The sequence below is a fragment of the Corynebacterium sp. HMSC056E09 genome, assembly GCF_001813425.1.
GTDB lineage: Bacteria > Actinomycetota > Actinomycetes > Mycobacteriales > Mycobacteriaceae > Corynebacterium > Corynebacterium hesseae.
Window position 1 is genome coordinate 61577 of sequence record NZ_KV812484.1, and the last position, 10760, is coordinate 72336.

Below are 10760 nucleotides of genomic sequence, written 5' to 3' on the forward strand. Positions count from 1 at the left end.
CAAGAGAAGGGGCCTGCTGACGGCGAGCAGTAATACACTGCCGCCAATCATTCACCGTCGCGTAGCGCCCGAACTCTTTATTCAATGCCTGCGACATCTCGGCTAAGTCCCGATTAATCTGCGGCAGGTCTGACTCATCGTTAACCTCGATGGCAAGACACGGGGACGCGGGCACTTTGCCTCGTCACAGTAGTCATTCTGGTCTATCTCCTCATGCGGATTGGGAACCCCCACACAAACCATCAGACACTCTCCTCTTCCGCTTTCTTGGCGAGCAGATCTGGTTTCTTGTTCTTTAGTCAGCATTTCCTCTTCCTTGCTTCCGATGCCAGGCGCGCCTAGGCGGCCGCGATTCCGACGTTGATACGGGTGCTGTTTGCCGCCTGCATGACTTGGACGAATGTCGGGAGACTTGGTGTCCGCTTTTCGGAGTCCTTGCACCGCCCGGAGTGAGATCCCTAGGTTTCGGGCTAGAGCTTCGCCACTTCCTAGCTGCTGTTCTTCTCGATTTTTGTCGAGAACTTCAGGACGGATTCGGTACTTCATTTCTCGGTTCACCTCCTTGCGCATTTTGATTTGCGTAGCGCACCTTGGGTTTCGTAACCCGGATTGCGCAAGCTCAATCACAAAGAAGTTCCGTTTTAGCTGGAAAGTACGGGGCTGCGCAACTCGCGCAATGTTGCCATATTGCGCATAATGGGCCACATGGAAGCGCACAAAGCATGGTTCTCACGACTCACTAGAGAGGCCTCCGGACGGCAGGCCGCAATAAAGGCCGGCATTAGCATCTCGACCCTTAACCGGCAGCTCGCAAAGGATGAGATTTCGGCGGATTACGTGATCGCACTCGCTCGTGCGTATGGCGCTTCTGTAACTGCGGCGCTTGTAGCTACCGGCTATCTGCGTCCGCATGAAACTTCATACCAATCTCTAACCGATGTGGCCGAAGTCCTAAGCGATCAAGCACTCATTCGCGAGCTGGCCCGACGTATCGACTCGGATCCGTCGGCTTGGTTCGGAACCTTTGCAGAGCTCACAGAGGACGGACCAGATGTCCAGGCCGAGGTTTACGATTTGGACGACCAAGGCAGAAATGACCGGATCAATGCCGACCTGGAGCCAGTGGCTGCCCAGGAGGCTACGGATCCTCTTGAGGAAAATCAGCCCTAGCGAAAGGAGGAAAGTATGCCTACCCCAGATCAAATAGCGCTCTACACCACTGATGATGGAAAAGCCCAGGTAAGACTTCAGCTCAAAGAAAACACTGCATGGCTTAATACTGCTCAAATGGCAGAACTCTTTGACGTCGGTGCACCGGCAGTCAACCATCACATTCGCGAAATTCTCCGCGATGGAGAACTGGACCAAGCTACATGTAAAAAACTTTTACAACAGCCAGGTCAGGACAGGTCTACGAACCACTACAACCTCGACATGATCCTCGCAGTGGGATACCGCGTCCGAGGACCACGCGGCACCCAATTTCGAAAGTGGGCGACCGAGGTTCTCCGCGAATATCTCATCAAGGGTTTCGCACTTGACGACCAACGGCTCAAGAATGACGGTGCCGACACGCACTTCGATGAACTACTCGAGCGAATCCGTGAGATTCGCGCATCGGAACGACAGTTCTTCCGCAAGATTTGTGACGTCATTTCCGAGACAAGTGCTGACTACGAAGAGCGTAGGAGCTTCGATGATGTCCGTAATTTCTTCGCCAACCTGCAAAACCGACTGCACTACGCAATCCACGGCTCCACGGCTGCAGAACTCATCTACGAGCGTGCAGACCACATGAAACCAAACGCCGGTTTGACCAATTGGCAGGGAGAGCGACCACATGCAGCCGATGTCATCATCGCCAAGAACTACCTCAATGACGCCGAGCTACGTCGGTTAAACCGTCTCACAACGATGTACCTGGACTACGCCGAAGATCAATCAGAAATGGGCAAGACCCTCCTGCTCAAAGACTGGGAGCGAAAGACGGCGCAATGGCTGGAGTTCAACGAACGTGAGCTGCTTCAGGGGTTCGGAAAGCGAAACAAGAAGCAAGCCGACTCCAAGGCCAAGGCCGAGTGGAAGGCCTACCTTCAACGTCTCGACCAAGAAGCAAATGAAATCGATATGCGCCAGCTTGAAAGCGAAGTCAAAGCCCTGCAACAACGACACCACCACAAGCCTGAATGACAACCACCCATTTCCCTAAAAGGAGCCCACCATGTTCCCTATCAAGGAGCGCTTACACCTCCTGGTTGCGTAGGTAGGGTCCGGAAAGCTCGACATGAGGTTCAACGCCTGTTGCCACCGCTCCACGAACACAGTCATCGTCCGCACGGGCCTCGACCCTGCCACGCGGGCATGCGCCATCGCCGCCGAACTAGGCGTCACGCCGCGGCTCCTGACCATCTAGATGCAGCTCTGGGAGTCCGGCAGGATTCTTGCTTATGGGCGCACTAGCCGCATGATCCTCTAACCACTCTCAACTCCCAATGAACCACCCATGAAAAAGCTATTCCCTGTCCTGACCGCGGCCACTCTCCTCGTTGCCGGCTGCTCCATCTCCGGCGACACCCCGGCCACCTCGACGAGCGCGACGAGCTCCACAACGAGCACGTCGACATCGACAAGCTCGAGCAGCACCACCGCAACATCGACCAGCATGGCCACCTCGACCACCGAGGAACCCACCGCGGAGGCCGCAGCCCCCACCACCGCGCAATCCGAGGAACCCTACGTCGTCCAGTGCCTCGAGGGCACACCCGGCCCGGCACTCTGGCCAGACGGAACCACCGCCTACTCCGATTGGTGCTGGCAGCAGATGGGTGGCGCTGCCAGCGCTTCCGCCGAGGGAGCTGCCGGATTAACTGGTAGCGCGCCAATCGGCGGCAGCTACGCGGGCTATGACACCGAAGTCGAGATGTGCGCAGCACACCCCGAATATCCGGCCTGCAACGGCGGCGTCGATCTCCCCATGACCTACACGCCTACCTACAACCCCAACAGCGGCGATGGCTACGGCCCCAGCCAGCAATTGCCACCCCTGTGCGTCCGGTTCCCCTCCGAATACGGACCCTGCTAACCAACAACGCGACACGCCGCAAATCCACACGAAATGTCCCTTAAGGGCTTAAGCCAGATACCAGGTCGGATGTTTGCAATCCGTTTGCAGGGTGTTTGCACCGCGTTTGCACCCACTTCGGTTTACCTGGGATTACTCGGGTCTACTTTTAGGCGACTAAAACGCGAAGAAACCCCCAGGCTATCCGGTGTTTATGCCGTTTAACCTGGGGTTTTAGGTGGTGCGCCCGGAGGGATTCGAACCCCCAACCTTCTGATCCGTAGTCAGATGCTCTATCCGTTGAGCTACGGGCGCAGTCCGTTGGTTTGCAGTGCTTGACGCCGGAGCGTGTGCGCTCTGCTGTGCAACGAGGAATAACTATACCCACACTCCAGAGAACTAACAAATCCCGATGTCAATGCATGTTTTCGCCCCAGGGAATGGGCATAGCAATTCACCCCGTGTTCACCTTAATGACGAGCTAGACAAGGGCGGCGACTTCGGCGTCGGAAAGCACGGCGTCATTGAAAGCCTGCAGGGTGGACTCGTGATCGAAGTCGATTCCGATGAGCACCAACTCCGTGCCGGGAGTAACCCCGTTGGCCGCCCACAATGACGCCGGCATAATCTGCAGGTTGGGCCCTGCTTGCTGCCAGGCATGAGCCACGCGCAGGTCGGTGTCAATCCAGCAATAACCTTTCGAACGCACCAGGCCGGTGCTGCCCCTCAACGCAGCCAGCAGGCGTTTACGATTGAAAGGCCGATCGGAGCGGAAGACCACGGAGGAAATGCCGTATTCCTCAGTTTCCGGCGTGTGCGGGTTAGCCAGTTCCTCGGCGTAGCCGTGGTAGGCCGCGGCGGTTGCGGTGTCATAAAGATGGGCGTCAAGGACCAGCGCAGGGTCGATAACCCCGTTGGTTACGGGCACGACGCGAGCGCGGGGGTTCATGGCGCGCACGGTGGCGATGACGCGTTCGGTTTCGGCGGCCTCCACCAGGTCCGTCTTCGTCACGAGAATGAGATCGGCGAATTCGACCTGGTCCACAAGCAGGTCGGCGATGGTGCGGTCGTCATCAGGCGTGGCCTCGATATTCTCAGAGACCAAGCTGCGGCCACGGCGTAATTGAGAAAGGAACGTGGAGGCATCCACGAGGGAGACCATGGTGTCGATGGGGGCAACGTCGGCAAGCGTGGCGCCGTCTTCAAACTTCCACTCAAAGGTGGCGGCGACGGGCATGGGCTCGGAAATACCGGTGGATTCGATGACGATTTGATCGAAACGGCCGGAACGGGCCAGCTTGCCGACGGACTCAATAAGATCCTCGCGCAATGTACAGCAAATGCAGCCGTTGGAGAGCTCAACGAAGCGGTCTTCGCCGCGTTCAAGATGACCCTCGCCAGCGACGAGGGCGGCATCGATATTGACCTCGGAGAAGTCGTTGACAATGACTGCCAGCTTGCGCCCCTCGCGATTAGCCAGCAGGTGGTTGAGAAGGGTGGTTTTTCCGCTGCCTAAAAAGCCGGACAGCACGGTAACGGGTGTAGCCATCCCGTAATGATAACGTTTTTCATCAAGGGATGGCTACGCCAGCTAGACCGCGAGGCCGAAAATAGGCACCGCCAGCAGGTAAACGGTCAGGGTAATGAGGAAGATGCCGATGATATTGAGACCCAGACCGCCCTTAATCATTTCACCAATCTTGACGTAGCCAGAGCCGTACGCAATGGCGTTCGGCGGGGTAGCCACGGGCAACATGAATGCACACGTTGCCGCGAGTGCCACCGGGATGGTGAGGAGGAGGACGTTGACGTCACCGTCAGCGGTCAGACCAACGCCCACCGCGACGCCGCCCATGATCGGAATGAAGGTCGCGGCAGTTGCGGTGTTAGAAGTGATTTCCGTAAGGAAGAGCACCAGCGCAGCCACGGCAGCCACGATGAGCACGACCGGCAGGACGCTAAGCCCCTTAGCCATCTCACCAATCCATAGGGACAGGCCAGACTGATTGAACATTGCCGAAAGCGATAGGCCACCACCAAACAAGAGAAGCACGTCCCACGGCATCTCGTTCGCCGTCTCCCAGTCTAGGAGGCGGATACGGCGCTCGTTGTCCGCCGGCAAGATGAAAAGCAGAATACCGGCTGCAATACCTACGATGGCGTCATCGTAGTTGTCGAATTCCTTAAGCACGAGCGGCAGGGCCACCCAGGAAGCGGCGGCGAGCAGGAAGATAATACCCGTCATGATTTGGGGGCGGGTCCACGGGCCGAGGGCCTCAATTTCCTCATCAATAAGCTCGCGCCCACCCGGAATCTCCTTCATCTCCGGCTGAAAGATGGTGATGAGCAGGAACCACGCGATGAGCAGGAAAATGGCGGCCAGCGGCACACCTACAGCCATCCAGCGACCAAAGCCGAGGGTCACACCCCAGGTATCCGCCATATACGCATTGAGGAAGGCATTCGGCGGGGTGCCGATGAGCGTGCCCAGCGAGCCAATGGACGCCGAGTACGCGATACCAAGCATGAGAGCAGTGGCAAACTTCTTCTGCTTATCCCAACCACCAACGGTCTCCGCAGTCAGCGCTAGCACTGACGTACCAATCGGCAGCATAACCACGGCGGTTGCAGTGTTAGAGACCCACATGGACAAGAATCCAGTAGCCACCATAAAGCCCAAAATGAGACGCTTGGGCGAGGTACCAATCAGCTTCACCACGTAAAGTGCAAGGCGGCGGTGAAGGTTCCAGCGCTGAAGCGCAAGGGCAATAAGGAAGCCCCCCATGAACAGGAAGATAGTGGCGGAGGCATACGGTGCACCGACTTCCTTAATGGCACCCACACCAGCTAGCGGGAAGATAACCAACGGCAACAGTGCCGTAGCGGCCAACGGAATGGCCTCCGTCATCCACCACACGCCCATCAGAATGGTCACCGCGGCTACAGCACGCAATGCACCCTGGGTGTATTCGGCGTCATCCTTGGCGCCGGGGGATTCCAATACCGTGTCGACAGCGTTGCTGGGGAAGATGAACCACACGAGTATGGCCAATGCGAGACCGACAATGAGGCCAATGGCCATGCGGCGCCAGTCTTTGCGGTCGACACCGCGATCGTCCTCGCCCTCCGTGTGCGCGGTTGAGACGTGAGTTTGCGGGGTAGTCATCTGCCCCCTCCTTTTCCTGGTTAACCAGCCCCCATTCAGCCGAGAGAGTTATCGGGATCACCGAATGGGCCTACACGTTCAGGCTATCGAGACCACAGACAACCAACAAACACTTTCGTCTCATTACCCCCACTAAAGAACCAAATTCACCCCTGTTTGCAAAACTTTTTGCAGATTAGCTGCAAAGAATTCTCACCAATGTGTGGGCAACCCCTTTAAGATTCGCGTTGAGCACCGCTACCAGATAGCGGCGAAGGCAACTGCCCCGAGGAGCATCGTCCCCAGCGCAACGGCGGCAAGCGCCGGAGCTCCGGGCAGGGCAGGTGATTCGGTCCGAGCCAGGATCTCGTCAACATGGCGGAGCTTAGCGGTGGCCAGCCACAACACAACGGCCACCACTACCCCGACAATCAGGGCGGCCCATGGCGCAATGGAACGCACGACAAGCAAACCCGCAACAAGGCCCGCGAGCCCCGTGCGCTGCCAGGCCAGGCGGGTGCGCTCGGGTTGGAGGCCAGGATCAAAAAGCTCGCTCACGCTAGCAGCTCGCCCACCAGAATCATCAGGCCGATGATGATCACCACACCAACAATCAACGCCAACGCCGGGCTGGCCGGGAGCGGACGCCCATGGCGCATCGCTCGTTCCGAAGCACCCCAGTGAAACCATGCCACCGCCGGCAGGACGATGGCCACGATCAGCATGATGACGGAGACGACGCGAGTCAGCGTCGTGTTCAACGGCAGCTCGAAGGTCTCCAGGGCCACACCACCGGCAATAAAGGCCAGCGACGTGCGGATCCAGGCCAAGAACGTGCGCTCATTGGCCATGCTGAAGCGCGGGTCGGGTTCCTCCCCTGTTCCATACACCGAGCCCGGGAAACGTGCCTTCGTCATAGGCGCTACTGTAGCGTCCGACGCTTCATTCCACAGCGCGCAGCACCCCAAGCGCCGCGCTTAAGACTGCGAGAAGGCCTCCAGATCCGCGGGGCTACCGGCGACGACGATGAGGTCGCGGTGGGTGAGCTCGGTGCCGTCGACAAGCGGGCGCCACTGGCCAGGCCCCTCACAGCGGGAGATGAGCTGAACGTTGTGTGCTTCCCACACCTGGTGCAGGTTGAGCGGGTGCTTGCTTATCGACGCCGGCGGGGTCATCGCCGTCACGCCATAATCAGTGGCGATCTCCGCAAAATCCTCGAAGCGACCACCCAGCAGGTGCGCCACGCGGCGACCAGTATCGCGCTCTGGGCGGATAACGTGGTGCACTCCCAGTTGGCGCAGGATACGGGCGTGCGCATCCGAATCCGCCTTGGCCCAGATATCGCCTACCCCCAGTTCCACCAAGTTCGAGGCGGTGAGGATGGAATCCTCCAAGTCGGAGCCGATGGCCACGACCACGCGTTCCACTTCATCAACGCCCAGCTGGCGGAGGGCCTCGGCGTCGGTCGTATCCGCGGTCACCGCCTCGGTGAGATACGCGGCATATTCGCGCACGTGTTTCTCCTCGGCATCGATGCCAAGAACCTCCACGCCGTGCTCCATCAGTTCACGGGCTAGGGAAGAACCGAACCGCCCCATACCAATGACGACGACCGGCGGGATATTGATGGAAGACTTTTCACGCCGCAGGGCGCTGAACATGTTAGCCAATGAACGGCCTTTCTTCGGGGTAGCGGTAGCGCAGGCTAATAGTCCGGGCGGCCAGTGCCGCCACGAAGGTGGTAGGGCCTACGCGGCCAACGTACATGATGAGACACAGCATGAGCTGCGATGGTGCGGACAAACTTGCAGTAATACCCGTGGACAAACCCACGGTGGCGAAGGCGGACATGACTTCGAACGTGACCTGGTCCGCGGTGAACTCGGGATCCCAGACGCGCAGCGTCGCCACGCCTACGGCAACGACGATCATTCCGGCGGCCGTTAGCGCGAGGGCCTGCCGGAAGGTGGACAGCGGCAAGCGGCGGTGCCCGATAGACGTGTCCTCGCGGCCCAAGAATTCCGAGATCATGGCGGCGCCCAGCACGCAGGCTGTGGTGACCTTGATGCCACCCGCCGTACCGGCGGAACCACCGCCGATAAACATCAGGATGTCCGTAACCATCAGCGTCAACGGGTGTGCTTCCCCATAGTCGATGGCGTTAAAACCTGCCGTTCGGGGCGAAGCGCTCATGAAGAAGGCGTTGATGAGCTTCTGGCCCAACGGCATCCCGTTCAGCACACTGGAACCCTCGGAGAGGAGGAAGATCACGGTGCCACTAAGCAACAAGAACGCGGTGGCGCCCAGCGTCATCCGGGCGGTCATGGACATGCGGTGAATGCGCGGCGTGCCGCCGCGCCAGCGCGTTAGCCGTGCGCGGGCCCGTCGCACGAACTCCGCCAGCATGGGATAACCCAAGCCACCGATGATCAGGGCGAAGGCAAGGGGAAGAAGAATCCAGCCATCAGCAGCGAAGGAGATAACGCTGTCTGAATAGGTACTAAACCCTGCGTTATTGAAGGCCGAAATGGCGTGGAATACTCCTTCCCACGCTGCGCGCCCAGGTGCTACACCATGCTCGGTGGCTAGGCGCACGCCGATGAACACAGCGACGATGGCCTCGCAGATCAGGGTCATGACCACGGTAAGCAAGAGCGCGCGGCGAATGCCGCCGGAGGCCACGGCGCGGCCCTCCGCAGCCATGGTCCGGCGGGCTTTGAAGCTGATACGGCCGGTCAACAGCATGCCCGACAGCGACGCCAAACTCATGATGCCCAGCCCTCCCAGCTGGATAAGCGTGATGATGACCGCTTGGCCAAAGGGCGTCCAATAGGTCCCGGTGTCCTCCACCACGAGGCCCGTCAAGGAGACCGCCGAGGTCGCCGTAAACAGCGCCGGCAGGAACGGTGTCCACTGCGGAACGTTGGCGGAAATCGGCAGCATCAGCAGCAGCGTTCCCACGAGGATGAGCAGGATAAAGCCCACGGCGGTGAGCCGAGCTGGGCCCAAGAAGTGACCGCGATTCACAGCGGTCAACACTACGCTTCGCGCCCTCTTAAATCACCCCCATTCCCTGTGAATTTGCCGGCAATTTTATAGTTATATCTTTTGTAATAACTGCCCGAAAGGTAGTTTCCCATTAGACAATCGAACGACAGATATTAGGAACGAATCGGCCCTTTACCCGGATATGAAAGCGAAGCCATGATGAACCATAAAGCGACCACGCACACGGCGGACGGCACTGAAGCTGCCAAACCAAGAATCGAATGGCCAACCATCAAGGCTATCCTCGCCGCATCCAGCGGCAACCTTGTGGAATGGTTTGATTTTTATATCTACGCCTTCTTCAGCGTCTATTTTGCAGACCAGTTCTTCAGCGGGACTGGTGAAACCGGTGCGCTCATGAAGTCTGCGGGCGTCTTCTTTGTCGGATTCCTCATGCGCCCCATCGGCGGCTATATTTTCGGACGCATCGCCGACCGCTATGGCCGCAAGCGCTCAATGCTGATCGCCATCATCATGATGTGCGCCGGCTCCCTCCTCTTTGCGGCCTTGCCCACCGCGGCGACCGTTGGCGCCTGGGCTCCAGTGCTGATGCTCATCGTGCGCTGCATCCAGGGACTCTCCGTGGGTGGTGAGTACGGAGCAACGGCCACCTACATGTCTGAGATTGCTTCCTCAGGACGCCGCGGCTTCTACTCCTCCTTCCAATACGTCACGCTCATCGGCGGGCAATTGCTGGCCAGCCTCCTCGCCGTCATCATGACCTCCACGCTGGGAGAAGAAGCAATCACAAATGGGTGGTGGCGCCTGCCTTTCGTAATCGGTGCACTCGCCGCTGTGGTAAGCCTCTGGCTACGAAACGGTCTTGAAGAAACGACGTCGAGCACCGAGCGCAGTGAGGAGGGAGCCGGAACACTTCGCCAACTCATGCAGCACCCGCGCTCGTTCTGGGTCGTCCTTGGTATTACCGCAATCGGCTCACTGACCTTCTACACCTACACCACATACATGCAGAAGTTCCTCATCAATACGGGTGGTTTTGCCAAAGGCGACGTTGCCCGGACGATGACAGTATGCCTCTTCGTCTTTATGATCCTGCAGCCGCTGACAGGCTTGCTTTCTGACAAGATCGGCCGCAAGAACACCATCCTCATTTTCGGTGTGGCATCCACGGTCGGCACCATCCCCGCCTTCATGCTCCTGGAAGCCCAATCCACTCTGATCGGCGCCGGGGCAGTCATCATTCTCATCTTCGTCTTCGAAAGCGGCTACACCTCGATTTCCGGAATTCTCAAAGCCGAGATGTTCCCCACCTACATCCGCGGCCTCGGCGTGGGATTCACCTACGCCGTAGGCAACTCGCTCTTCGGCGGCTCGGCCGAATACGTCGCTCTGGGTCTAAAGAACGCCGGTCATGCTAACGCCTTCCCCATTTATGTCACTGTCATGGCGGCGCTGGGTGTGGTTGCCATGCTCTTCCTACATGACAGCCGCACTCACTCCACAATCGACAACCCCGAAAGCAGCGCCTACGCCAAGAAATAGGCG

Annotated in this window: 10 protein-coding genes and 1 tRNA gene; 4 read left to right on the forward strand and 7 right to left on the reverse strand. The window is 58.7% G+C overall.

The features are described 5' to 3' along the window. Nucleotides 1-705 precede the first annotated feature (705 nt). The 3 genes from HMPREF2912_RS02430 (at nucleotide 706) to HMPREF2912_RS02450 (ending at nucleotide 3082) form a co-directional block, all read left to right on the forward strand. Entirely contained in the window at nucleotides 706-1170 is a 465-nt protein-coding gene (locus tag HMPREF2912_RS02430; RefSeq protein ID WP_070683149.1) for a helix-turn-helix transcriptional regulator, read from the forward strand. A 15-nt stretch (nucleotides 1171-1185) separates the two neighbouring features. Beyond that, a complete protein-coding gene (gene rhuM, locus HMPREF2912_RS02435) occupies nucleotides 1186-2190 on the forward strand; it encodes a RhuM family protein (RefSeq protein WP_070524580.1) in 1005 nt (334 codons plus the stop codon). Between the two features lie 313 nt (nucleotides 2191-2503). Beyond that, on the forward strand, nucleotides 2504-3082 hold the full coding sequence (locus HMPREF2912_RS02450) for a hypothetical protein (RefSeq protein WP_141746440.1): 579 nt from the start codon (nucleotides 2504-2506) through the stop codon (nucleotides 3080-3082). Nucleotides 3083-3300: 218 nt separating this feature from the next. On the opposite strand, the gene HMPREF2912_RS02455 is transcribed toward HMPREF2912_RS02450, so the two are convergent. The 7 genes from HMPREF2912_RS02455 to HMPREF2912_RS02485 all read right to left on the reverse strand — a co-directional run bounded on the left by HMPREF2912_RS02455 (nucleotide 3301) and on the right by HMPREF2912_RS02485 (nucleotide 9233). Beyond that, nucleotides 3301-3376 (reverse strand) — tRNA-Arg (locus HMPREF2912_RS02455). A gap of 166 nt (nucleotides 3377-3542) precedes the next feature. Beyond that, nucleotides 3543-4610, reverse strand: a complete 1068-nt coding sequence (locus HMPREF2912_RS02460; RefSeq protein ID WP_070524588.1) for a GTP-binding protein — start codon at nucleotides 4608-4610, stop codon at nucleotides 3543-3545. A 42-nt stretch (nucleotides 4611-4652) separates the two neighbouring features. Further along, complete coding sequence (locus HMPREF2912_RS02465) at nucleotides 4653-6227, reverse strand: SLC13 family permease (protein ID WP_070524590.1); 1575 nt, start codon at nucleotides 6225-6227, stop codon at nucleotides 4653-4655. 237 nt (nucleotides 6228-6464) lie between these two features. Then, nucleotides 6465-6764: a DUF202 domain-containing protein gene (locus HMPREF2912_RS02470; protein WP_070524591.1), complete on the reverse strand. Its 300-nt coding sequence runs from the start codon at nucleotides 6762-6764 to the stop codon at nucleotides 6465-6467. Next, a complete protein-coding gene (locus HMPREF2912_RS02475) occupies nucleotides 6761-7123 on the reverse strand; it encodes a YidH family protein (protein WP_070524592.1) in 363 nt (120 codons plus the stop codon). Before HMPREF2912_RS02475 ends, HMPREF2912_RS02470 begins: the two co-directional genes overlap by 4 nt. Before the next feature lie 60 nt (nucleotides 7124-7183). Then, the gene (locus HMPREF2912_RS02480; RefSeq protein WP_070524594.1) at nucleotides 7184-7867 is read right to left on the reverse strand and encodes a potassium channel family protein; all 684 of its coding nucleotides are present in this window, start codon (nucleotides 7865-7867) and stop codon (nucleotides 7184-7186) included. A 1-nt stretch (nucleotide 7868) separates the two neighbouring features. After that, nucleotides 7869-9233: a TrkH family potassium uptake protein gene (locus HMPREF2912_RS02485; protein WP_070683163.1), complete on the reverse strand. Its 1365-nt coding sequence runs from the start codon at nucleotides 9231-9233 to the stop codon at nucleotides 7869-7871. A gap of 177 nt (nucleotides 9234-9410) precedes the next feature. Between HMPREF2912_RS02485 and HMPREF2912_RS02490 the strand changes: the two genes are divergently transcribed. Then, nucleotides 9411-10757 (forward strand): MFS transporter, encoded by a 1347-nt coding sequence (locus tag HMPREF2912_RS02490; protein ID WP_070683150.1) that lies wholly within the window; start codon nucleotides 9411-9413, stop codon nucleotides 10755-10757. The last annotated feature ends 3 nt before the right edge of the window (nucleotides 10758-10760 follow it).

Excerpts from the sequence above, each read along its gene's own strand:
- HMPREF2912_RS02430 (WP_070683149.1), top strand. The coding sequence starts at position 706 with ATGGAAGCGCACAAAGCATGGTTCTCACGACTCACTAGAGAGGCCTCC.
- rhuM (WP_070524580.1), top strand. The coding sequence starts at position 1,186 with ATGCCTACCCCAGATCAAATAGCGCTCTACACCACTGATGATGGAAAA.
- HMPREF2912_RS02450 (WP_141746440.1), top strand. The coding sequence starts at position 2,504 with ATGAAAAAGCTATTCCCTGTCCTGACCGCGGCCACTCTCCTCGTTGCC.
- HMPREF2912_RS02460 (WP_070524588.1), bottom strand. The coding sequence starts at position 4,610 with ATGGCTACACCCGTTACCGTGCTGTCCGGCTTTTTAGGCAGCGGAAAA.
- HMPREF2912_RS02465 (WP_070524590.1), bottom strand. The coding sequence starts at position 6,227 with ATGACTACCCCGCAAACTCACGTCTCAACCGCGCACACGGAGGGCGAG.
- HMPREF2912_RS02475 (WP_070524592.1), bottom strand. The coding sequence starts at position 7,123 with ATGACGAAGGCACGTTTCCCGGGCTCGGTGTATGGAACAGGGGAGGAA.
- HMPREF2912_RS02480 (WP_070524594.1), bottom strand. The coding sequence starts at position 7,867 with ATGTTCAGCGCCCTGCGGCGTGAAAAGTCTTCCATCAATATCCCGCCG.
- HMPREF2912_RS02490 (WP_070683150.1), top strand. The coding sequence starts at position 9,411 with ATGATGAACCATAAAGCGACCACGCACACGGCGGACGGCACTGAAGCT.